The following is a 24,525-nucleotide window of genomic DNA, read 5'->3' on the forward strand; positions in this document are numbered from 1 at the left end:
GATTTATTTTCATTAAAACTTAATTGGTTATAATAATCAAAAATAATTTGGGAAAATAATTTGAAAAAAATACTAATAGTAGATAATTCTAAATTAATTATTAATGTTCTAGAAGAACTGTTTTTAGAAAAAAATAATTTTGAAATATATAAAGCAAATAGTTTACAAGAAGTTGAAACTTTAATTTTATCTAATGACTTTTTTTTAGCTATTTCAAACCTTGTATTGCCAGATGCTTTAAATGGGGAATTACTAGAAACTTTTAAGAAAGCGAATGTGCCAACTATTGTTTTAAGTTCTAAAATTGATGATAATTTTATGAAAACAATTGATAGTTTAAATATTCTTGATTATATTTCAAAAGACTCTATCCACGGTCTTCAGCAAGTTGTAGAATTAGCAGAACTTATTTTATATATTGAAAAAACAGAAATTTTAGTTGTTGAAGATTCTAAAGTTGTTGCTGCACAAATCAAATCTATTTTAGAAACACTTTTATTAAAAGTTAAAACAGTATGTGATGGTGATGAAGCATTAAAAGAATTAAAAAATAATAAAAATATATCAATGGTAATAAGTGATTTTAATATGCCAAATATGGATGGATTAGAATTGACAAGGTATATTAGAAAAGACAAGCAAATTGATTATTTACCAATAATTATAATTAGTTCTATTGATAGTACAAAAGAAAAGATTAAATTATTCAAAAATGGTGTAAATGATTTTTTAACCAAACCTATTTTAATTGAAGAATTAAAATCAAAAGTATTAAATACTTTTTTAAATACTAAAAAAATAGAAGATATTGAAAGCTTTAATGAAATTTTTAGTAAAAATATTATTTCTTCTTCAACTGATAAAAATGGAATAATACAAACTGTCTCAGCAGCATTTTGTGAAATATCAGGATATTCTAAAGATGAATTAATTGGTGAAAATCATAATATATTAAAACATCCAGATATGCCAGATTCATTGTATTCTGAACTTTGGAAAACAATCAAGTCCGGACAATCATGGAAAGGTGAAATTAAAAATCTTAAAAAAGATGGTTCATCTTATTGGGTAAAAGCTGTGATAGAACCAAAGTTTAATAAAAGTGGCGAAATTATAGGTTACTTTGCTATTAGAGAAGATATTACTGATAAAAAAAGAATTTATGAATTATCAATAACTGATGGATTAACTTCTTTATTTAATAGAAGGTACTTCAATGATACAGCAGATAATTTTGTACTTAAAACAGTTAGAAACAACAATGTTTTTGCCTTTGTTTTACTTGATATAGATAACTTCAAAAAGTATAATGATACTTATGGACACCAAGATGGAGATGATGTTTTAATAAATGTTTCAGCTTGTTTAAAAGATACTTTCAAAAGAGATGATGATCAAGTATTTAGATTAGGTGGAGAAGAGTTTGGGATTTTGTTAAATGCCAAAACTAAATTAAATATAATGGATTTAGTTGAAGAAGCAAGAGATAATATTGAAAAATTAAATATTAAACATGAAAAAAATCCTCCATTAAATGTTGTAACTGCATCTTTTGGAACAGTTATAATAACTATAAGTGAAAATAAAAATATGAAGATAGAAGATATTTATAAAAAAGCTGATGATCAACTATATAAAGCAAAAGAAAATGGTAGAAATAGAATTGAGTATTTAGAACTTTAAGTTTCTAAATACTTTTTTATTTTATTGGTAAGCTTATTATAAAACAAGCTCCTTTGTAGTTATGATTTTCAAAAGAGAAGTAGTTATTTTTTACTGTGATTTTCCCTTTTATACTTTTTTCAATTATCTGTTTACTCATATATAGTCCTATCCCTGAACCACCTTTGTCTTTTTTTGTAGTGAAATGATTATCAAATACTTTATTGATATACTTTTCATTTATCCCATTAGCATTATCTTGTATTTCTATAATTAGATAGTTGTTTTCTTTTTTAGTATTAATAAGTAAAACTCTTTTTTTATCTTTCTCTAGCTTTATGAGTTCTTCTTTTGCATTTTTAAGTATATTGATTAATACTTGAAGTAATTCATTCTCATAAGAGTACAACTCTATATCTTCAATATTTTGAATGATTTGAATATTGTTATTATTAAATTCAGACTTAATTAATTTAAAAGTTTTTTCAAATGATTTTCTTATACTAAAAGATTTTAATTCTTTTTCAGGATTAAAAAAGTTTCTAAAATCATCTATAGTATGACTAAGATTTTTAACAGACAGATTTATTGCTTCTATTGCTTCTTCTATTTCTTTTTGTGAAAAGTTATTATATTTTTGATTTAATTCAAGTAATCCATTTGAAGTACTTATTAAACTTAAAGGTTGTTTCCATTGGTGTGCAATGTTATTTATCATCTCTCCCATAGTTGCCATTTTTGATTGTTGTACTAATAGGTTTTCCTTTTCAATCAAGTTATTTGTTTGTTTAATTAAATCATTTTCATAGGCTATAAACATTTTAGATATTAATTTACTTATATAAAATGAAATTATTATAAAAATTATAGTTAATAAGAGACTAACAATTATTATTTTTTTAATAATATTATTATTTGATGCAATTAAATCTTTTTTTGCTTCTTCAATATTTTTGTTCAAATCATCAAAGTAAAAACCTGTACCAATAACCCAACCCCAATCTTCAAATGTTTTGATATATGATATTTTGTTAGTTGAAGTTAAATTTAATGAGGGTTTTATTGTTGATTTGTAATTAATAAACCCTTCCTTATATTTTTTTGCAAAATCTAATATATTTTTGATTGTATAAACACCATCTTTATTTTTTTTATTTAAACCATTTTTATATAAAAAAGTCTTTTCATAATGGGATAAAATATTACCTTTTAAATCTAACATAAAAATATAGCCATTTTTAGAATATCTTATACTTTGTATAAATTTTAATATATCTTTTTTAAGTTCTTCTTCAAAGTCTTCTATGTACTCACCTGTTCCAATAGCAACATTAAAAGGTTCAAAATATTTATAAAAGCTTATTTTCTTATAGGCTTCATTATCAGTTTTATTTTTAAACCAATAGTATGAGTCAAAAGCTTCTGTTTTATTTTTTATAGTTTTAGTAATTTTTTTTACAAACTTATATCCTTTTGTATCTTCAAATTCATAAAAATTTTTACCCTCTAGTTCTTTATTTAAAGGTTGTAAAAGTTTAACTCCTTTATGATTATCAATAAATATATATCCTCTTCCATTATTATAAATCATACCTTCTAGTGCATGTTTAATAGTTTTAAAAATATGTTCTTTTGAATGAATATGATCTTCTTGCGATTCATTTAAGTAAATATTTGTAGCTATTTGGTGAGCTTCATAAACTCTATTTTTAATTCTTTGTTTTAAAAGATTTTCTGAACTTTCTTTTTTAATCTTTATATATTTATATATTTTGTTAACTTCTTCTTTTATTCTTTCTTCATTCTGTTTTAGATAGTTTTTTTCTAGTTCTTTTATTTCATTATTAAAAAAGTTGTTTTTTTCATTTATCAGAATTATAGTGATACTTATAGATAAAAATAGTACAAAAAACAATGGGCCATATTTAATAATGTTCAAAATATTGTTTTTATTATTGAGTTTCAACATATTAAATTATATCTTAATAATACTTTATAAATCTGTATAAATTTTTCTCAATAGTTTATTTAATTTTTATAAATTAAACTATCTTTGCTTTTCTAAAAAAAAGAAGTTATAATTAAATTATGTAGTATCAAACTTAATTTCAAGGTATAAGATGAAAACTTCAACTTTAGAAAATATTAGTTTATTATATGTAGAAGATGATGATACAACAAGAGAAACAATAACAAGATTGCTTAAACTCTCAATGAAAAATGTTTATACCGTAACCAATGGTAAAGATGCATTAGCTTTCTTGAAAAAGAATGAAATAGATATCATTATCACAGATATTAAAATGTCAGAAATGAATGGTTTAGAATTTTCAAAAGTATTAAAAAATAATAATATAGAAATACCAATTATTGTTACTTCTGCTTATACTCAAACAGAATATTTACAAGAAGCTATTGAATTACATATAGAATCTTTTATGGAAAAACCTATTGATTTTAAAGATTTACAATTTAAGATAATAAAAATTGCAGAAAAAATAATTTCTACTAAAGAATTAAATAAAAAGAAAATAGAATTAGAACAATATAAAAAAGCTATAGAAATGACTAATTTAGTGTTTTCAATAGATTTAAAGGGAGAAGTTAAACATGTTTCTAAAAAGTTATTAGATTATTTAAAAGTATATTTAAAAGAGTTTGATTTTAGACATATTAAAGATATCCTTCCTTTTCAATATGTTGAGATGTTAATAAAAAAAGTTAAAAAATATAAAATTTTTACTAAAACTTTAGTAATTAAGGTTTTAGATAGATCATTTACTGTTAATCTTACTGCCTTTGCTTCTGAATTTGATAATCAAAATATCAAGACTATAAAAGTGCTACTAAAAGATTTATCTCCGGTAGTAAAAGAAAAAGATGAAATAATAAGAAATTTATCTATTGATTCAGTAACTAAACTTAAAAATAAGTATTCTTTATTGAAAAGATTGAGTAAGCTAGATACAAATAATATCGCTTTATTAGTAATAGATATTGATGATTATATGAAATATATTAAAATGTATGGTTATAGTATTTCAGATGATATTTTAAAAGAAGTAGCTAAAAAAATTGTAGCCTTTAGCTCTTATGAAGTCTATAAACTTGATTCTGATAAATTTGGTATTTTAATTATAGAAGAAAATAAAATAAAGAAAGTAAAACTAAAGGCTTTTTTAGAAGAGTTAATCGAATTTTTAGATAGTAATATTTTCAAAGTTTCTTCTCATTTAAATTTAGACTTAAGTTTTACAATAGGAGTAAGTTTAAATTTAAAAGGAGATTTGCTTGTTGAGGCTTTAATAGCTAAAGATATAGCTATTAGTAAAAAAGTTTCATATCTTTTCTTTGATGATATAAAAGATGTAAGAGAAAGTTTTTATAAAAATTTATTTGTTCAAAGAAAAATAAAAAAAGCTTTTGATAAAGACAATATCTTTCCTTATTTTCAACCTATTGTTGATAAAAATAAAAAGCTTATTAGATATGAAACCTTAGCTAGAGTATATGATGAAGAAGAAAATAGAGTTTTAACACCAGGGGAATTTTTAGATAATATTCAAAATTCAAAAAATTATACAAAATTTACAAAAAGAATAATTAGAAAGTCTTTTGAAAGTGCAAGTTTACTAGATAAAGCAATTTCAATAAATTTGTCTTTTGAAGATATTATAAATCCTGAAATTGTGGATTATATTGAGTATTGTGTAAAAGAGTATTCTATAAATTTAACTATTGAACTTCTAGAAAGTGAAGGTTTAAAAGATATAGAAAAAACAATTAGATTTTGTAATCTTATGAAAAGTTTTGGTGTAAAAATAGCAATTGATGATTTTGGTTCAGGGTATTCAAATTTTGAATACTTTTTTATTTTACCTATAGATATTGTAAAATTAGATGGGAGTTTAGTTAAAAAAGTTTCTGAGTATAAAGGATATATTTTATTAGAATCAATTATAAAATTTTGTAAAAAATCTGATATTCAAATTATTGCTGAATTTGTTGAAAATGAAAAGATATTTAATTTATTAGTTGATTTAGAAGTGGATTTATTTCAAGGATATTATTTCCAAAAACCATTACCTTTTGAGAAGATTATAAATGACTAAAAGAGTAGATTATTTAAAGCAATTTATATATCTTTTTATTTTAATTGGCACGTCTTTATCTATTTTAATTTTAGCAGTTACTTTTTTTGAACTAGAAAAATATAACAAAAAAGAGAGTTTAAAAAGTGCAAATACTGAAATTAAAGCAAAAATCAATGATTTTAATAAAAAGTATCAAGAATATAACAGTTTTTTAAGCTCTATAAAAAATAATTTGCTTTTCATTAATTATTTAGAAAATTCAAATTTTACAAATAAAAATAATTTAACATTTTTATTTACTGCATTAATGTCCCAAGAAAATGATGTTACACAGTTAAGATATCTTGATATTAATGGCAATGAGAAATTAAGATTAGAAAGAAAAGTAAAAAATGATATTATAAATGTAGTTTATGAAAAGAAGTTACAAAACAAATTTCATAGAGATTATTTTAAAGAAGTTCTTAGTTTAGAAAAAAATAGTGTTTATTTATCAAAAATTGATTTAAATATTGAATATAATAAGATTGAAATTCCTTATAAACCAGTCTGGCGATTTGCTATTCCTATATATTTAGATGATATAAAAAAAGGTGTTTTAATAGTAAATTTTTTTATGCAAGACTTTTTAGAAAAACTTCTTGAATCTTCTTTATTTGATGTCCATATTTTTGATCAAGATAAATACGTTTTAGTTAGTAGTAAAAATAAAAACTCTTGGTCACGGTATTTAGGTAAAAATAAAATAGATGAGAATCAAGAGTTTTTGATAAAAAAAGAACTATTTCATAATGAAGGCAAAGAAAAAATATATATGGCTTTCACTTTAAAAGAAAATACAATAGATTTTTATAAATACTTAAATACAGAATTAATATTTTTGATATTTCTAATAATAATTATTGCTTTTTTTCTTGCAAAAGTTCTTTCTAATATACCTAAAAAGCTTTTTGACAAGATAGAGTTACAGCAAAAACTTTTAATACAACAATCAAAACACTCAGCAATGGGTGAAATGATATCAATGCTTGCCCATCAATGGAGACAGCCTTTAAATATTATTAGTAGTCTAATTCAAGAAATAGAAATAAAAAAAGAGATGAAAATTTTAAAAGATGAAGAATTTTTCAAAAATACTAAAGAGATTAAAAATACTTTGACTCACATGTCTTTAACAATCAATGATTTTAGTGACTTTTTTAAACCAAATAAATTAAAAAATAAATTTTATATTGATAAAGCAATTCAAGAATCAATTAAATTGATAGAAAAAAGATTAGAAAAATATAATATAAAATGTAAAGTGAGTTTATATAAAGTAAAAAATGATAGTGACTTGTTAATCAAAAGCTTTGAAAATGAGTTTAAAAATGTAGTGGTTAATCTATTAAATAACTCTATTGATGCTTTTAGTTTAAAAAGTATAGATAATAAGTTAATTCAAATAAATATTTTTTCTAATAAAAAAGAAATAAAAATAGATTTTATAGATAATGCAGGAGGAATAAATGAAAATATTTCAAATTCATTATTTGAACCTTATGTTACTACAAAAGAAGATTTAAATGGTTCAGGTTTAGGTTTATATATGTCAAAAATTATAATTGAACAAAATATGAAAGGTTCCATTATTGCTAAAAATATAGGTAAAAAAGCAGTTTTTAGTTTAGTCTTGGAAAAATAAAAGTAAAAAAAAAGGATTCACAAAATGAACCCTTTTTTTTAAATGTTGAAAACTTAAATTATTTAGCTACAGCTTCTTTTAAAGCTTTACCAACTTTGAACTTTGCAACAGTAGTAGCTGGAACTTTAACAGTTTTGTCAGTACCAGGAACTTTAGCAGTTCTTTCTGCTCTATCAGCAGTTGAGAATGTACCAAATCCGATGAAACTTACAGATTCTCTTTTTACTAAAGTTTCAGTGATTGTATCTAATACAGCGTCAACTGCACCTTTTGCATCTTTTTTAGATAGACCAGCTTTTGCTGCTACTGCATCAATAAATTCTGCTTTGTTCATAGAAGAACTCCTTGTTTTTAATTAAATTACATAAACTTTATAGTATTTAAGCTTTAGAATAGCTAAAACTAGGGCTTTTGAGTGAAAAATAATTAAAAAAACAAGCTTCTTTTGATTTTTTTAATCAAAAGATGTCTTTATACTTAAAAGACGGCAAGAATTTTCTAGTATGGCAATTTTCTTTACAAGTTCATTTATATCCCTATGATAAGCATAAGTCCCAACGCCTTTTACAACCATTAGGTTGTTATTACTCTCTTTTAAATACTTTGTAATTTCTAAAGCGTTTCTATCATACCAAGTATTAAAATCTCCTGGGTCATAAATAGGGATTTCTCCAAATTCAGTTTTTCCAAAAAAGTCATCAAAGAATATATGATCATGTTCAAAAGTATATGCAGTTGTATAAATTGGCATTCCAAAAGCTATATATTTTGCTTCATGAATGTTTGAATAAATAGAAGCATGAATATGAGACTCAATACTTGCGATATTCCATCTATAATCAGGCTTATTTAAATTTAATTCACAAAAAGATTTATCATTCATTTCATCAAAAATAGCATCGGATGTGTTTATTAGAAAATTTTCTTGATCAAGTTTTGCTGAGATTGCTCCATGATAAATACCAAAGAAATTTTTTCTAAACATTGTTAAAGATAAATTCTTAAGTAGCTTAACAGTATTTTTATCAATCATTTTAAAAAGCCTTAAATATATTTTTGGATATTATATATTAATTTTAATAAGGACTGTTTTAATGCAAATTCCACATATTCCTGTTTTATATAATGAAACATTAGAAGCTTTTAATGATATAAAAGAGGGTTTTATAATAGATTGTACCACTGGTTTTGGTGGGCATAGTTTTGGTTTACTATCTCAAAATGACACTGTAAATCTTATTTGTAATGACCAAGATGATGAAGCTTTAGATTTTAGTAAAAAAAGACTTGAAGAGTTTAGTTCAAGGGTTACTTTTAATAAAGGTAACTTTGAACACGTATTTGAAAAGTTTAAAGATTATGAGATTAGAGGTATTTTAGCTGACATAGGAGTTTCATCACTGCAACTTGATAAACTTGATAGAGGTTTTGGTTTTGAGAGTGATACTTTGGATATGAGAATGAATCAAGAGCAAGCATTAGATGCTTCAACTGTTGTAAATACATATTCTCAAAATGAACTTGAAAGAGTATTTAAAGAGTATGGGGAAGTGCGTGAGTATAAAAAAGTGGCTTCTTTGATAGTAAATAATAGACCTTTTTCATCTTCAAAAGAACTTGCACAGTTTTTATCAAAAAAAATGCACAAAGGTAAAATCCATCCAGCAACATTGCCTTTTCAAGGTATTCGAATTGAAGTAAATGATGAATTAGGAGTTTTAACTAGACTTTTTGATTCAATAGAGGCTTCAAAACCAAAAAATTGTACTGTGGCTATTATTTCTTTTCACTCTTTAGAAGATAGAATAGTAAAAAACTATTTTAAAAAATGGACTAAATCTTGTATTTGTCCTCCTGAAGCTTTTAGATGTACTTGTGGAAACAATCATGCTTTAGGAAAAGTAGTTACAAAAAAACCTATTATTCCTACAAAAGAAGAAATAAAGCAAAACCCAAGAAGTAGAAGTTCTAAACTAAGGATTTTTAAATTTGATTAAACTTAATGCTACAAATTCTTTAATTATTGTATTTACCATATTAATTTTTGCAGTAGTAGTATATTTCCCTAAAATATACTTACGAAATAATATATATTATGTAAGTAAAGATGTTAATAAGCTTTATGCACATTATATTTCACTTCAAGAAGAAAATAGGTTTTTATCTCAACAATTAGAAGATATGAAGTTTAAAAATCAAATTATTGATTCACTACTTTTTAATCCCTTAAAGTTAGAAAATGATAAATAGTATTATAGACTTTTCATTAAGAAAACCCATTCTTAATCACCTTTTATTACTTTTTGTATTTTTGTTAGCTGTATTTGCTTATTTTAAAATACCAAAAGAGATATTTCCACCATCTGCTTTAGAAGCAGTTTCTATTAGTGGCTCTTATGTTGGAGCTAGTTCTGAATTACTTGATAAAATAGCTGTAAGTGATATTGAAGATGAACTCTTAGGATTAAGTGCTGCAAGTAAAATATCATCTACAATTAAAAATGGTTTTTTTAATATAAAAGTAGATTTAAAAGATGGTGAAAAACCAGAAGATGTAGTAAATGATGTAAAAGATATAGTTGCTAAGGTAAAACCAAACCTTCCAAGTGATATGGATGAACCAACAGTAAAGACTATGGAACACGCTTTCCCCTTGATTACAGTTGCTGTTTACTCAAAGGATAAAAAAGCTTCAAAAGAGTATTTAATTGATGTAGCCGAAGATGTGAAATCAGAAATTATGAAATTAAAAGATTTATCAGAAGTTACAGTACTAGGAAAAAGTGATAAAGAGTTATTGATTACTTTTAACGATGAGAAAATAGAAGCTTATGGTTTAAATAAAATATCTGTAATAAATGCTGTTCAAGGAATAAGTACTATTTTTCCTGTAGGAATTATAAAAGATAGTAGTAGGCATTACTATTTATCAACATTTAATGGCTCAAAAGATATTGATTCTATAAGAAATACTATTTTAAAAGTAGATAATAAAAGAGTATATTTAAAAGATATAGCAACTATTAAATTTACACTTGCTGATGTAGCAAATATTTCTCACTATAATGCAAATGAGAATATTGCTATTAGTATTAATAAAGGTTTTGAAGGTGACTCAATTGAGCTTGTAAAACAAATCAAAGAAATTACAAAAGCTTACGAGAGAAGATATGAAAATCTTGATTTTGACACTTATATAGATACTTCTATTTGGATTAAAAATAGACTTAATACAGTAGTTTCAAACATCTTATTTGGTCTATGTTTACTATTTATTGCACTTTTTTTCTTTATAAATATTAGAATCGCTTTAGTTATTGCTATTGGTATTCCAACTTCATTTATGATAGGACTTATCTCAGCTGATTATTTAGGATATAGTTTAAATATGCTTTCACTTTTAGGTGCTTTGATTGCTCTAGGTATGCTTGTAGATGAGGCTATTGTAGTTGGTGAGAATATTTACAGACATTTAGAAATGGGTAAAGATAGATTTACAGCTGCAAAAGATGGTGCTATTGAGATGTATCCAGCTGTTTTAACAGCAACAGCTACTACTGTTTTTGCATTTTTACCAATACTTCTAATGACAGGTGAAGTAGGGAAGTTTATGCAAATACTTCCTATCATGATTACTATTTTACTTATAAGCTCCCTTGTTGAAGCCTTTTTCTTTTTACCACTTCATGCAAAAGAGCTTTTAAAAGTAAGTAAAGATGAAAGAAAATCTCACAAGGTTTGGGATTTTAACTATAGACTTTATGGAAATATCTTAGACTTTTTATTAAGAGGTAGATTTATAGCTTTATTTGTATTAGTAGGTTCTATAATTTTTGGAACAATTTTTATATTTAAAACTCAAAAGTTTGAGTTTATGCCAGCCTTTGATTCAACTCAAGTTTATATAACTGGATCTGTTGGAGTTGGTAAAAAAATAGAACAAACAGAAAAAGAAGTTTATGCTTTAGAGAGAAAAATACTTGAAAGTATGGATATGGATAAAACTTTAAGTTCTGTAACTTCTGTTACAGGAATGAAGTTAGATGGAAAAAACCAACCACATAATGAAGAGTTTTATTTTCATATTTTTATAAACTTAAATGAAAGAGCTCCTGTAAATGTATTTGAAAAGTATATAAATCCTTATCTTTCTCCAAAATATGATGATACAAATATGATAAGAACTATTGATGCTCAAACTGTAGTAAAACAGCTACAAGAGGTTTTAAAAGATGATATTAGTTCAAGTAGATTTGATGAGTTAAAAGTATTTGTACCTCAAGCTGGAATTGTTAAAAATGATGTGGAAATAGCAGTATCAGGTGAAAATGAAAAAGTAATTAAGGCTGTTGAATCATTAAAATCAAGTCTTGGTAGTATTAAAGGAGTTTCTAACATAGCTGATGATGCTCTTACTGGAAATTATGAGCTTAAATTAAAAGTAAACTCTTATGGAAATAAGTTAGGAATTACTGAACAAACTATTTTAAATGAGTTAAGACCTTTTTATTTTAAAGGTAGTTACTCAAAAATGTTTGATGAACAAGGAATAGTAGAGATTGTATTTCAAAGTAATTCTAAAGATGTTCTAAGTAGTTTAGATAGTTTTGAAGTAACAACTCCTTCAAATCAAAAAGTACTTTTAAAAGAAGTAGTAGAGTTTATAAAAATACCAGCTTATTCTCAAATCTTTAAAGAGAATAATGCTCAAATTATAAGTGTAACAGCTTCTCTTGATAACATTACATCAGCAGAGGTATTTGAAAAGCTAAAAGGTGAGTTAGAAGTTTTAAAAAAACAAGTTAAACTTGAAATAAAAGGTGAACAACAAGAAAACGAGAAAGTTCAAAAAGAGATGGGGCAGGCAGCTTTAATAGCTGTAATTTTGATTTTTATAGCTCTTGTTTGGATGTTTGATTCAATTATAAAACCTTTTATTATTATAAGTACTATTCCTTTATCAATGCTTGGAGTTTTAATAGGGCATGTTGTAATGGATATAAATCTTACAATGCCAAGTATGATTGGTATGGTAGGGCTTGCAGGAGTTATTGTAAATGATGGGATTATTATGATGGACTTCATTAAAAAAGCTAAAAACTTATCAGAATTAGAGCATTATGCAAAAATGAGATTAAGACCTATTTTATTAACTTCTGTTACTACAATCTTAGGATTAAGTAGTCTTATTTTCTTTGCTTCTGGACAAGCTTTAATCCTTCAACCAATGGCAGTTGCTTTAGGTTTTGGTATTTTATGGGCTACTGTTCTTAATCTTTATTATGTACCTATGGTTTATAGGCTTATATATTTAAGAAATGCAAAATAGATATAGTGGGGATGTAGGTGATTTTGGAAAATTTCACCTACTTAGATTTTTACTAAATAATCAAGAGTATAATCTTTCTCAAATTTGGTATATGTATCCAGATGAAACTCATAATAATGATGGTCTATATATAAATTATTTTGAAAAAGTAAAAGAGTTTGATTATGAACTTGAAGAAAAACTTTTAGAAATCACTCAAACAAACAGATGTGTAAAAGCTTTGGAAGAAGCAAAGCTTGTAAAAAATACAAAATACTTTTCTTTATATGTAAATGAAAATGCAAAAGATGAGTTACTTTATAGAAAAGCTTGGTTTCAAAAAGCCTTAGAGTTTAGTGAAAATAGTGATTTTATTGCAGTTGATCCAGATAATGGAGTAGCTACAAAACTCATCAAAAAAGATGAACTAAAAGATATAAAAGTTCAAAGTTTTGAAGACTTTAAAACAAAAAGTAAAGCAGGAAAATATATCTTTGATGAAGAGATTAAACACTTATACAAAAACTGCAAGTGTTTAATAATATACCATCATTTAAACAGAACTATGAGCCATGATAAACAAATAGAGATTTTAAAATCAAAGTTTGAAAAAGAGTATAGAAAAGTGTTTGCTATAAAACATAAACCATACTCTCCAAGGGTATTTTTCTTTTTATGTAGAGATGAAAGAATAATTTTATTTTTAGAAAAGAAGCTAAAAGAGTTTGAAAACTCTTTTAGTGTTCATTGGGAATTGTTTTTATAGAATTACTAAACCTTGAATTTTTTTCAAAATACTTTTATCTTCATCAAAGTTTTTTAGTTCTCTACCCATATCAAGAGGTGTTATAGTAGCTTTCCCGATGATATGTCTGTATTCATTGCCATTTGAATCTTTTAGTTTTACACTCCAAACATTGTGCATTACAAGTGGTTCATTGTCTTTGATACCTACATAAAGCATAATATGACCTTTTAAATATACTAAAGTTGAGAAAGGCACTCCATGTTTCATTAAGAATAGTTTTTTCTGTTCATTTGATAGTTTTGACATGTCTTTATAAAGGCCATTTTTTGTTTGACCCTTTGAATTTCTTTTTAAATACTTACCAAAAGGCGCAAAAAAATCTTTAGTAAAAGAAGAACAATCTCTATTGTTCAGTAATCCACCCCATCCATAAGGTTCATTTAGAAGTTGTTTTGCTATTTTGATTCTATTTTTTGTATTGTATTTTATTGGAAAGGCTGATACTTCTTCATTTTTTATATCAATCAAAGAAATCTTTGCTTTTTGGTTTTGAACTTTTTTTGCTACTATATATTTATCATCTTTTTTAGGAAAAATTGTACCTACCTTTATATATTCTCTAAAACCATTTTCATATAAAGGGAATTTTTCTTTTGTTGCTATAAAATAATCATTTGTTTGAAACTCATTTATAAACTCTTCATCTACAAAAGCAATATCTTTTGTGCTAATCCAACCACCAAAGCTAGAAGCTTGAGCATAGGCCCAAGCCTTATCTTTTGATAAGTGTGAGACTATAATAGGTGAGTTTATTTTAAGTAGTGAGTTTTGATTATAGTCAAAAGGAAATCCTTCTCCTGGTTTTGTTGGCTTGAAAAACATAGGTTGATTTGTAGGTAAAACTCTTACATTTGTATTTTTTAGTGTAATTGCTTTTTTCTTTAAGGTATTATAGTTTTCAAAGTTTGCATTTATTTCTTGCTTTTCAAACCAAGATAAAGAAGCTTTTCTATAGTTTTCTAAATAAACCTCCCTAAGTTTATAGTTTAATCCCCATATTGCCTCAAGGTAAGAGTATGAAACTTCTGTTTGTTTCCAGGGTGAAAAATGTTTTTCTAATAGTTTATGAGCTTCATATTCTTGGTTCATAAAGTTATCATCTGCAAGTTTTTCATTAATATTTATTTGGGATAATTCAATTTTTTTAATATCTTTACTTGCACAAGCTGAAAAAAATATAGTTATAAAAATTACTAAAATATAGTTTAATATAATTTTATTCAATTGATAGTCCTTTTATTATATTTGTATAAATGGATTGTATTAAAATAAGATTGTAAGATAAGTTAAAATATGAATTAGTTTTAAAAAATATAGAGTAAAAAAGAGGTTTTAAACCTCTTTTTAAAATTCAAATTTTGTTTTTAATTTGAAGAAATAAACAATTGTTTTTATTTGAATATAAATAAATGGAAGCATTAATAAAAAGTATGCAAGAGAGTATTTAGCAATAACAGTATTAAATGTTAATCCAAAATTTACAAAGAACATACCAAATACAAAAAATGCAACGCCTGGACAAATAAGTGCGAAAGATACAGGTGATTTTTCATTTCCATGTACATATTTCTCAAAATATCCAAGTTGTTTCATTACTTTATATCCTAATAAACCAAAAATGATTTGTAATGAAACAATCGTTGCTGTAAGAGTAAATAATGATGATTTTGTTAGAACTGTTTCAAAGTTATGGTGTAAACCAAAAGTAACTCTAATAGCAGTAATTCCTAAAAGCGTTAAAATAGGTAGGATAATCCATAAAGAAGGACTAGCTTCTATTGAAATTCCATGTTCAAACATATTTTTAAACCCCATAGTAAGTTTAATAATAAGTAGTAAAATACTCACAGAAGCAAAAAATATAGCTGCAAAAATACCAATAGCATTTATAGTTATATTATGACTCATAGCACCAGGTGCTGCAAAACCTACCGCTATCATAGCAAAAGCAAAAATTGAAATCATTTGTGAAAGATTATTATTTTTTGTAAAGTCAAAATCACCTTTGATTAAAAGTCTTGAAAAATAGTTCATAAATATTTTAAGACCAAAATACCCAGCAATAGCAAAGCCAAGTAATGCAAATGGGAACATATATTCAACTATACTCCATAAATTTGGAACAAAAACAGCACCTAAAACAAAGCATACATTGATAGTCATAGCATAAGTTAATGGCATAGTCATTAAAGTTATTTCAGCATTTGAATTTACTAAATCTTTATATTTATCAGTTTTTTTAAAAAGATTAAATTGTTTTGTATTCCAAATTAAAAGTTTAAAGTGAAAATATGCAAATACTAATATAAATACTAATGAGAATGCAATTACAAAAGATAGCCACGTTCCTTCTAAAAGTTTAGGCATAATAAAATCAAAGGTTGCCATAGGGACACCTTCATGTGGTACTAGAAACATTAAATACATAAAAAATGATACAGATAATCCTCCTGCTCCTAGTGCAGATAAAAAACACATTGGTGTGAATTTTTCTCTTAGTTTCATTTGTTTTCCTTATAATAAATTGTTTTATAATATTAGTTAAAATTATATTAAAATCTTATGAGTAGTATATAAATAATACTTATAATACTTTTTAATATGGCTTACTAAGGGATTTATTGATATAGTTCTTTACTAAAAATAGGGTAGGTTTATGTATAAAATTTCTGTTTCTAAAAGTTTATTTGAAGATATTTTATTAAAAAAAACTTCTTTGCTTACAAAAGAAAGTTCAAAGTATTGGAAAAAAGAACTACTTGAACCTAAAATAATTGATGATAAAATAACATATTCTATAAAACAGTTTGATAAACTAACAATAACAAATGGTTTAGGTGATGATAAGCCTCAGTTAGTAGTTGAATGTAAGAAAATAGATTATTCAAGTTCATTTGATAGATTTGAGTTTACTTTAGGAAAAGTTATAGAGCAAAAAAACACTCAAATAGAAGAAGATTATAAAGATACATTAATAGAACAACTCTTAAAAGAAAAAGAGCTTTTAGAAGATAAAATGAATAGAGATCATTTAACTCAAGTTTATAACAGAAAAAAAATGCAAGAAGATTTAGATAAATTTGTAAATCAAAATAACTCAAATTTATTATGTGCTATTTTTATTGATGCAGATAGATTTAAAGGTATCAATGATAATTTTGGTCATGATACAGGTGATAGAGTCCTACAATATTTAGCAAATAAACTTCAAATTCATGCAAGCTATTTAAATGGAGAAGTTTATAGATATGGAGGAGAAGAGTTTGTGATATTATGTTTTTTACCTAAAGAACAGATTGTAAAAAAAGTGGAAGACTTAAGAGTTGATGTAAAATCACAAAGAGTTTATCATAAAAATAAAGATATATCTCTTACTCTTAGTATGGGAGTTGCTTTTTATGATGATTTTAAAGATAAAGATTTATTACTTCAAAAAGCTGATGAAGCTGTATATAAAGCAAAAAATAGAGGTAGAGATACTATTGTTTTTATTTGAAAGTTGAATTAATCATAAAGAACAAAATAGCAGTTGCTGGAAAAACAGTGAAATAGCAAACCTCATGTATTTTCAAAAGTATGGAGTGTACAATTGCGCTTACAGAAAATGAAAAAGAAGAGATTGCAAGAATTTGTAATAAAGTTTTGAAGAAACTAGAAACATAAAATATTTTATTGAATATTTAAGGTTCTAGGTCTATAAATAGTTAAACTAGAGTTAAACTCTAGTTTTAAGATTACTTAGCTATTTTATTAGCTATAGCTTCGATATCTGCATCAGATAATGAAGAAACTTGACCTTTCATTAAACCTTTCATTGGTCCACCGTAAGATCCATCTTTGTAACCTTTCATTGCTGCAATAAATTCTGCTTTAGACATATCTTTAATAATTTTAGATTTACCTAATGCTGCTTTTTCTCCATTTGCACCATGACAACCAACACATTTAGCATAAGGGTTTGCAAATGCAACACATGCTGTTAATAAAGATGCTACTACTACTAATTTTTTCATATTTAATCCTTCTACAATTTTATGATTACTTATTCTAATAAATTTTGTATTAGAAGTAATTGATTTTAGTCAATAATTGTGGAAAAAAAATCGAAAATATAGCAAAAAAGCTATATTTTGATTATTTTGATAGTAAAGAGTTCTTTAATTCTTCTTTGTTTATCTTATTTTTATCGCTAGGTACTAGTGGTAAAGACTTTTTATAAATTATTTTTGAAGGTATCATATAAGAAGCTAGATGTTTTTTAAGTTCAAAACTTATCTCTTTTGGTGCTATTTCACTTCTACTTGAATAAACCATTACAATTTCTTCTTCTATTTCTTCATTTGGAATAGAAAAAATTGCGCATTGTTCAATTTGTGGTAAATTTTGTTTTACAACTGATTCGATTTCATAAGGACTTACTCTAAAGCCTCTAGTTTTTATCATATCATCATGTCTTGAGACAAAGTAAAAATAACCTTCTTCATCTTTATATACATAATCTCCAGTTGCTACAACAATTTCATCTGTTAGTTGTCCTTCAAGATTTATCACATCTTTTAAAATTTGAATAGATTTAAATCTTTGAGCAGTTTCAATTGGAGCATTCCAGTATCCTTTATAGATATAACCGCCCCTATGGATTAGTTCACCAACTTCTCTTGGTTTACACTCTTTTCCTTCTTCGTTTATTACATAAAGTTCAACATCTGGAATTGGTTTTCCAATTGAATCAGGTCTAATCCAAATTTGTGATGGATCTAAGTATGTTGATCTAAATGCTTCTGTTAAACCATGCATTGAGTAAAATTTTGCGTCAGGGAAAAGTTTATCTAAACCTTTTAACATTTTAGCAGTAACATTTCCACCTGATGATGTAAGTACTCTTACATTTGAAAGTAAATCAGCACTTGGTAGTCTATGTTCATCTTCATCAAACATATTTGAAATAGTTACAGGCATTAAGGGAACTACTGTTACTTTATCATTTATTAGGTGATTATAAAAGTCTCCAGCTAAAATAAATCTATGTAAGGCTAGAGTAGCTCTTTTGTAAAGTGAACAAAAAATTTGATTTAATCCATAGTCAAGATTAAAAATCAATGTTCCAGATATAACATCATCTTCTTTTAACTCTAAATATTGTGATACAACTCTTGCTGAATCTATTAAATTTCTATGAGAGATTACAATACCTTTTGGTTGACCTGTAAGTCCAAATGAATATGTGATAACCGCATTTTCATGTCCATTTACATCATGATAAAAAGGTTTATTATAATATTTGTAAATTTCTTCAAAAGATGGGATTTCTTTATGTGTAGTTTCATAAGAAATGATATGCCCATCAAAGTTGATTTCTTCAATACTTTCAAGTTTTAATCTATCTGTGATAATACATTTTATATCACAATCTTTGATTATATATTCAACTTGTTCTGGTTTTAAAAGTCTTGTTAAAGGCACAAGTACATAATCAGTAGAAAGAATAGCTAAAATAGCGATAACTTGGTCAATTCCTTTATTAGAATATAATCCTATTCTTGAACCTTTTTTTAGATTTAATTCTTTTAAATAAAAGGCAACTTGATTAACTTTTTTAAATAACTCTTCGTAAGTAATACTTTTATTATTAAAAACAATAGCAGTTTTACTAGGATGTGAAACTGCTGAATCTTCTAATAATGTTCTAATACTGTTAATAGACATTTTGTTTCCTTATTATTTTTCTTTTACGCCAAGCGTCCAAATATCATAGTTGCTATCTAATACAATATTTGGATTATGTTGAGAATTCATTATTTTTTGATAAAAAAATGATACTATATCTTCAATATCTTCTGGCTTTAATACCTTAGTTATTCCACCAGTAAATACAATTGAATTTAAAGCAAGTAATTTTAAATTTATATAGGCTTTTCTATATGTTGAAACTTTACAAAGTACTAAAAAAATTGCTAGTTGCATTAAGATTGTAGTTGCTTTTTGTGATGAATCTTCAAATATATTTTCTGTAACTTTTAAATGTGCCAATAACTCATATACAAATTCATTGTTTTTTGCTGCAAAAATTAGTGATTCTTTTGATTTATAAACTCCAAGTTTTTTAAATACAAGTCTATCATATTCATTTTCAGTTACCATATTTTCATCTACTAGGTCTTTTGAGTAGTGAATATCAGTAGTTGCTCCTCCAATATCAATCAAGATATAAGGATCTGCAACTTTAAATTTACCACCAATATAAGGAAGAGTTTTGTTTACTATAAAAGGAGTAGAATATATTTGATTTGATGTAATCTCATATAAGTGTTTAATATCTTCTTTACCCATAATATCAGCCTGATAAAGATTTGTTAAATACTCTTTTAGATGTTCTTCTTCAACATGAAGTTTATTTGTAATAATATTTGGTAGAATAGTTAAGTTTTCTATATTTTGTTTTAATAAAGAAGAATCCTTTTCATTTCCAACATATACTACATTTGAGTAGTTTATATTTTCTAAGAATTTAAAAAGTCTTTCATCAAAGACATTTGATACACTATTTATTCCACCAACTATAATTACTACATCAATTAAATCACTAGGAATAGAAGTTTTTTCAATATCTCTATATAATATTGATTCAATGATATTAATACCAGAATTAAAAGCGATATTTGTGGCATATTTTAGAGAAAAAGAGTTAGTAATACCTATAATAAGAGTTGTAAGACCTCCATTTGCAGAAGAACAGATATACACATCTTCTTTTTTATAACTATTTATCGTTTCCCCACATTTATAAGTTAAGTCATCATAAATATCTTTATTAAAATCTCTAAAGTGTTGCTCCACACCTTTGGAAGTACTTAGTTTAAAATAAGTACTTCCTACATCGATTAAAAGTTTGTTATTTGTATTTTGCTTTACTTGGCTCATTGCATAATTCCTATATCATGGATAATATCATTTACTATGGAAGTAGTATCTTTTTTTAAGTCACATTGAGCTTTTTCATACTCAAAACATTTATCTGGAATTGGAACTTTTCCTCTTTTGATAATTCTAATATTTTTATTTTTATCTCTAATTGTAATCATTTCATTATTATTGATTATATGAGGAGAGAATGGTACATCAATTGTTCCATTTTTAATAGAGTTAAATACTTTTCTCCATAAAGTATCAGCAGGGTCATTAAATACAGCTTCCATAATAGCCATAACTTCTGCTGTTAGGTTTTCTTCCTCTTCTTGATCTACTACATTTGGAAGACCATTTAAAATTCTAAGAAGATATTGTGTATTTGCTACTGTTTCAGCATTTGCTTCTTTTGTAGGAATACCAGAGGCTTCTTGATTTGTTTTTGTAATAAGCTTATTTGCTCCAACCATTGCAGCAATAACAGTACTCATAGAAATAAGTTCAGACGCATAGTTTGAGTCCATAGGGAACGCACCCATCCATTGATGATAAACTAAATGAATATCAGCATCTCCACAGTTAATCTCATTTGCATAATGACGTGCTAGTTTTTTGATAACTGCACCCATTACAATATCTTGATTCATAGAACCAGTTTGAGAGAAAGAAACAGAGAATGATTTAACTCCTTCTTCAAGTGATAATAACATCTCTAATAATTGAATTACAATAGTAATACAAGGCGGTACTAAAGTAGCAGTTAAAGGTCCAAAAGATTCTCTATTTATAGGTTCATTTAAAGTTGAGTATTTAGCACAAACTCTCTCAACATACTTCCAATATAAAAATGCCTTATCAAGTGGGAAGTTTTTAGAGTAAGGAAGAAGGTATGTAATAGGTCCTCCCTCGATCTCAAAAATACCAGATGCAATTGCTGTTTCTATTAAAAGTCTTGCATCAGGAGTTCCGTGTCTTAATGAAATAGGTTTATTAAAATGAGTCATCATTTTTCTTGATGTTCTATATCCATGAGTTACTAATGGATAACCATTTAACATATCTACTTCATTTTCTTCACTAAGTCTTAGCATTTTTTTAGCAGTTGCATAGTCATTTAATCTTGTGTTTGAATCAATCGTACATGGAAGAACATCTACATTTGCTTTATTAAAAAACTCATATAAGGCAAACATTTTGTCATACGTAGGAAATCCACCTCTTGGTTGAACTAGCATTTTATTTTTTGTTTTGAAGTTATGAGAGATAAAAAGATCTTTTGAAGCATTTTTTACAAACTCTTCAACTTCTGCAAAATCAAAGTTATCTACATGTTCATTATTTAATATAATATTTCTTTCTTCTTGTAATAAACTCATTAGTTTTTTCTACCTTCCATAAACTTTTCTAGCTCATCTAATCCCGTATTTAAATCTACTTGATGAAATACTAAATCAAAGCCATAGTTTTTAAATCTAGGAACAATATCATCTGCACTTCCTGTTCCTACTACTAAGTTACCACCAATCATAAATACTACACCATCTAATAAATTACCGTATTGAGACTTTAAAATTTTAAGTTCTCTTGCCCAACCCTCAGCTTCACCATTTAAGGATGAGATTAATAATATATCTGCATTTGTTTCAATTACTGCATCAACAAATTCTTCTAAATATGTATTAACGCCTAAATTAAATACTTCAAAGCCTCTTGCTTGAAGTGAAAGATCAATTAATCTATTTGCTACAACGTGGATATCATTTCCCACTACGCCAGTTACTACTTTCATATTTTGTGCCTATTTTTTATAGTTTTATTTCTTTAAAAAGGTGAATATCTTATCTAAAAAGTGGTTACATTTTTATTAGTATTTATATATAAATAGACTTAATAAATAAATGGCTTTTTTATTTCTAAAAAGTTTCATATTAATTATAAATAATAGTTTATTTATAGTGATTTTATTTTTTTTTAAGTTTCAAATTATTAAAATAATATCATAAATTATGATTAAAATTGATTATTAGAAGACGTAAAAAACTTTACTTTATTTGATTAAATTAGATTAAAAGGAAGGTGTATTATGAAACTAAAAATTAATTTAATGCTAGTAGTACTTTTAAGTACTATTTTAAATGCAGGTTTCTTTGATAAAGATGTTGAATTTTTAACTAATGAAAATCAATTAGAACGAAAATTCCCCACTAATAAAGAAGTAGTACTATCTTATAATAATGTACTTAAAAACTTAAAAACATCAGTTGTAAATATATCTACTAAAAAAAGAGTGAAATTAGGTTCTTATGCTAATCCTTTTTTTGGAGATCCTTTTTTCGATAACTTTTTTCGAGGTTTTGATGGGCCTAATTTATTTTTCCCCAAAGAAAGAGTTCAAAGTTCTCTTGGTTCAGGTGTTATAGTAACTAAAGATGGATATATTATCACAAATCATCATGTTATAGATGGTGCAGATGAGATAAAAGTATCAATTCAAGAAAGCAAAAAAGAGTATGATGCAAAAGTTATTGGAAGTGACCCTAAGAGTGATTTAGCTGTAATAAAAATCGATGCAAAAAACTTAAATGCAATTAAATTTTATGATTCTGATAAAGTAAAAATTGGAGATATTGTATTTGCTTTAGGTAATCCTTTTGGTGTAGGGCAAACAATAACTCAAGGAATGGTTTCAGCAAAGGGAAGATCTTCTGTAGGGATAGTTGAATATGAAGATTTTATACAAACAGATGCTCCCATAAATCCAGGTAACTCAGGAGGGGCTTTAGTTAACTCAGCTGGTTATCTTATTGGAATTAATAGTGCAATAGTAAGTAAAAATGGTGGTAACGTAGGTATTGGTTTTGCTATTCCTTCTAATATGGTGAAAAATATCACAAAAGCTATAATAAATGATGGAGAATTTACAAGGGCATATTTAGGAGTTAGAATTAGTGATATAAGTGAAGATTTAATAAGCTTTTATGGTAGAAAAAATGGAGCAATTGTTACAAGTGTAGAAAGTGGAACTGCTGCTGATAAGTTAGGATTAAAAAGAGGGGATTTAATAGTAAGTGTTAATGATAAAGAAGTTAAATCTTCTTCTTCACTTAGAAATATTATTGGAACTATGACACCTAAAACACAAGTTACTATTAAATATATAAGAGATAAAAAACTTAAAGAAGGAACTGTTAGATTAAAAAGTATAAAAGATAGAACTTTTAATTCAACAGGATATGGCTATGAGTATAAAGGAATGAAAATAGAAACTTTAACAAATCAACTAAAAAGACAGTTAGGTATTTCTCAAAATATTAAAGGTGTTTATGTTAATAAAGTAGAGGATAAAAGTAATTCTTATGAAGCAGGTATTTTAGCAGGTGATATTATCGTACAAGTAGAGAATAAAGAAGTAAAGGATATTGAAAGTTTTAAAGAAATGGCATTAAAAGGCTTTGGTAAAAAAAGATTTTATATTTATAGAAGAGGAGGAATAATAGTGACTGTTTTATAAAATGGTCACTATTAGAAGAATTAAAGGTGAAAGAGTTTATAGTCAATAAAATAAAAAATACATTAAAGTCAAATACTAATTTAAAGAATAAAGAGTATTTTATAAGTTCACCTTACGTGTCAGATAAAACTAATAAATATATCGTTACTTTTGTTAAAAAAGTTGAAGATAGACTTATTGCCATGGATTTGGAATAGCTGATAATATATTTCAATCTATTTTCAAATCTACAATTGGTTTAACTTTAGGGTTGGCAATTTTTGATTTAGCCAAAAATCTACTGGATCATGAGGTTATTTTTAAAAATCATACAAATGAAGCACATGGAAGTAATTCTTTATTGATAAAGTTTTTAATTTCTATAATTATTGCATTAGCAATTGAATCTTTGATGATGGTATTTAAAATAGCCATAAGTGATTATAAAGATATTTTATATGCTATATATTTATTATTTGGGATAGGATTTTTACTTATTTCTATGAGCCAATATAATAAGTATTTGAATAAAAAGAGTAATTAAAAATTAAATTTTAATTTTATCTGTAGTTT

The 24,525-nt window shown here is 25.5% G+C and carries 21 protein-coding genes; 11 read left to right on the forward strand and 10 right to left on the reverse strand.

Annotated elements, in window-relative coordinates:
- Positions 1-60 precede the first annotated feature (60 nt).
- A complete protein-coding gene (locus ACH5BH_RS01275) occupies positions 61-1,683 on the forward strand; it encodes a GGDEF domain-containing response regulator (protein WP_423297190.1) in 1,623 nt (540 codons plus the stop codon).
- A gap of 16 nt (positions 1,684-1,699) precedes the next feature.
- Here the strand turns inward: ACH5BH_RS01275 and ACH5BH_RS01280 are convergent, their stop codons facing one another.
- Positions 1,700-3,601, reverse strand: a complete 1,902-nt coding sequence (locus tag ACH5BH_RS01280) for a sensor histidine kinase (protein WP_423297191.1) — start codon at positions 3,599-3,601, stop codon at positions 1,700-1,702.
- Positions 3,602-3,782: 181 nt separating this feature from the next.
- Here ACH5BH_RS01280 and ACH5BH_RS01285 point away from each other — a divergent pair, with 181 nt between their 5' ends.
- Both ACH5BH_RS01285 and ACH5BH_RS01290 read left to right on the forward strand, forming a co-directional pair.
- A complete protein-coding gene (locus tag ACH5BH_RS01285; RefSeq protein WP_423297192.1) occupies positions 3,783-5,774 on the forward strand; it encodes an EAL domain-containing response regulator in 1,992 nt (663 codons plus the stop codon).
- A complete protein-coding gene (locus tag ACH5BH_RS01290) occupies positions 5,767-7,440 on the forward strand; it encodes a sensor histidine kinase (protein ID WP_423297193.1) in 1,674 nt (557 codons plus the stop codon). Before ACH5BH_RS01285 ends, ACH5BH_RS01290 begins: the two co-directional genes overlap by 8 nt.
- A gap of 58 nt (positions 7,441-7,498) precedes the next feature.
- Here the strand turns inward: ACH5BH_RS01290 and ACH5BH_RS01295 are convergent, their stop codons facing one another.
- Positions 7,499-7,774: an HU family DNA-binding protein gene (locus ACH5BH_RS01295; protein ID WP_404304263.1), complete on the reverse strand. Its 276-nt coding sequence runs from the start codon at positions 7,772-7,774 to the stop codon at positions 7,499-7,501.
- A 120-nt stretch (positions 7,775-7,894) separates the two neighbouring features.
- Positions 7,895-8,473 (reverse strand): class II aldolase and adducin N-terminal domain-containing protein, encoded by a 579-nt coding sequence (locus tag ACH5BH_RS01300; protein WP_404304262.1) that lies wholly within the window; start codon positions 8,471-8,473, stop codon positions 7,895-7,897.
- 61 nt (positions 8,474-8,534) lie between these two features.
- Between ACH5BH_RS01300 and rsmH the strand changes: the two genes are divergently transcribed.
- Genes rsmH through ACH5BH_RS01320 form a run of 4 tightly spaced genes read left to right on the forward strand, consistent with a single transcriptional unit; the run spans position 8,535 to position 13,514 of the window.
- Positions 8,535-9,437 carry a 16S rRNA (cytosine(1402)-N(4))-methyltransferase RsmH gene (gene rsmH / locus ACH5BH_RS01305; protein WP_423297194.1) on the forward strand — a complete coding sequence of 301 codons (903 nt, stop codon included), beginning with the start codon at positions 8,535-8,537 and terminating at the stop codon, positions 9,435-9,437.
- Positions 9,430-9,690 carry a hypothetical protein gene (locus ACH5BH_RS01310; protein ID WP_404304260.1) on the forward strand — a complete coding sequence of 87 codons (261 nt, stop codon included), beginning with the start codon at positions 9,430-9,432 and terminating at the stop codon, positions 9,688-9,690. The genes rsmH and ACH5BH_RS01310 overlap by 8 nt, the downstream gene beginning before the upstream one ends.
- Complete coding sequence (locus ACH5BH_RS01315; RefSeq protein ID WP_423297195.1) at positions 9,680-12,769, forward strand: efflux RND transporter permease subunit; 3,090 nt, start codon at positions 9,680-9,682, stop codon at positions 12,767-12,769. Before ACH5BH_RS01310 ends, ACH5BH_RS01315 begins: the two co-directional genes overlap by 11 nt.
- Entirely contained in the window at positions 12,759-13,514 is a 756-nt protein-coding gene (locus tag ACH5BH_RS01320) for a hypothetical protein (RefSeq protein WP_423297196.1), read from the forward strand. Before ACH5BH_RS01315 ends, ACH5BH_RS01320 begins: the two co-directional genes overlap by 11 nt.
- Here ACH5BH_RS01320 and ACH5BH_RS01325 read toward each other — a convergent pair.
- The gene (locus tag ACH5BH_RS01325) at positions 13,509-14,780 is read right to left on the reverse strand and encodes an SH3 domain-containing protein (protein WP_423297197.1); all 1,272 of its coding nucleotides are present in this window, start codon (positions 14,778-14,780) and stop codon (positions 13,509-13,511) included. The two genes, ACH5BH_RS01320 and ACH5BH_RS01325, sit on opposite strands and share 6 nt — an antisense overlap.
- Before the next feature lie 120 nt (positions 14,781-14,900).
- Positions 14,901-16,061, reverse strand: a complete 1,161-nt coding sequence (locus ACH5BH_RS01330; protein ID WP_423297198.1) for a TsoY family (seleno)protein — start codon at positions 16,059-16,061, stop codon at positions 14,901-14,903.
- Between the two features lie 151 nt (positions 16,062-16,212).
- On the opposite strand from ACH5BH_RS01330, the gene ACH5BH_RS01335 reads away from it, so the two are divergent.
- Positions 16,213-17,052, forward strand: coding sequence for a GGDEF domain-containing protein (locus tag ACH5BH_RS01335; RefSeq protein ID WP_423297199.1), 840 nt, complete (start codon positions 16,213-16,215; stop codon positions 17,050-17,052).
- Between the two features lie 238 nt (positions 17,053-17,290).
- Here ACH5BH_RS01335 and ACH5BH_RS01340 read toward each other — a convergent pair whose 3' ends face one another.
- From ACH5BH_RS01340 to glmS, 5 genes are all read right to left on the reverse strand, one after another.
- Positions 17,291-17,569, reverse strand: a complete 279-nt coding sequence (locus tag ACH5BH_RS01340) for a c-type cytochrome (RefSeq protein ID WP_404304253.1) — start codon at positions 17,567-17,569, stop codon at positions 17,291-17,293.
- A 121-nt stretch (positions 17,570-17,690) separates the two neighbouring features.
- Positions 17,691-19,262, reverse strand: coding sequence for an AMP-binding protein (locus ACH5BH_RS01345; protein ID WP_404304252.1), 1,572 nt, complete (start codon positions 19,260-19,262; stop codon positions 17,691-17,693).
- Between the two features lie 12 nt (positions 19,263-19,274).
- Positions 19,275-20,477: a glutamate mutase L gene (locus ACH5BH_RS01350; protein WP_423297200.1), complete on the reverse strand. Its 1,203-nt coding sequence runs from the start codon at positions 20,475-20,477 to the stop codon at positions 19,275-19,277.
- A complete protein-coding gene (locus ACH5BH_RS01355) occupies positions 20,474-21,838 on the reverse strand; it encodes a methylaspartate mutase (protein ID WP_423297201.1) in 1,365 nt (454 codons plus the stop codon). The genes ACH5BH_RS01350 and ACH5BH_RS01355 overlap by 4 nt, the downstream gene beginning before the upstream one ends.
- On the reverse strand, positions 21,838-22,251 hold the full coding sequence (gene glmS, locus ACH5BH_RS01360) for a methylaspartate mutase subunit S (RefSeq protein ID WP_423297202.1): 414 nt from the start codon (positions 22,249-22,251) through the stop codon (positions 21,838-21,840). The genes ACH5BH_RS01355 and glmS overlap by 1 nt, the downstream gene beginning before the upstream one ends.
- 294 nt (positions 22,252-22,545) lie before the next feature.
- On the opposite strand from glmS, the gene ACH5BH_RS01365 reads away from it, so the two are divergent.
- The 3 genes from ACH5BH_RS01365 to ACH5BH_RS01375 are packed head-to-tail and all read left to right on the forward strand — an operon-like array spanning position 22,546 to position 24,496.
- Complete coding sequence (locus ACH5BH_RS01365; RefSeq protein WP_423297203.1) at positions 22,546-23,973, forward strand: Do family serine endopeptidase; 1,428 nt, start codon at positions 22,546-22,548, stop codon at positions 23,971-23,973.
- Between the two features lie 26 nt (positions 23,974-23,999).
- On the forward strand, positions 24,000-24,170 hold the full coding sequence (locus ACH5BH_RS01370) for a hypothetical protein (protein ID WP_423297204.1): 171 nt from the start codon (positions 24,000-24,002) through the stop codon (positions 24,168-24,170).
- Between the two features lie 53 nt (positions 24,171-24,223).
- Entirely contained in the window at positions 24,224-24,496 is a 273-nt protein-coding gene (locus tag ACH5BH_RS01375; protein ID WP_423297205.1) for a hypothetical protein, read from the forward strand.
- The last annotated feature ends 29 nt before the right edge of the window (positions 24,497-24,525 follow it).

This window comes from Arcobacter rhizosphaerae, from assembly GCF_049472155.1.
Lineage (GTDB): Bacteria > Campylobacterota > Campylobacteria > Campylobacterales > Arcobacteraceae > Arcobacter_B.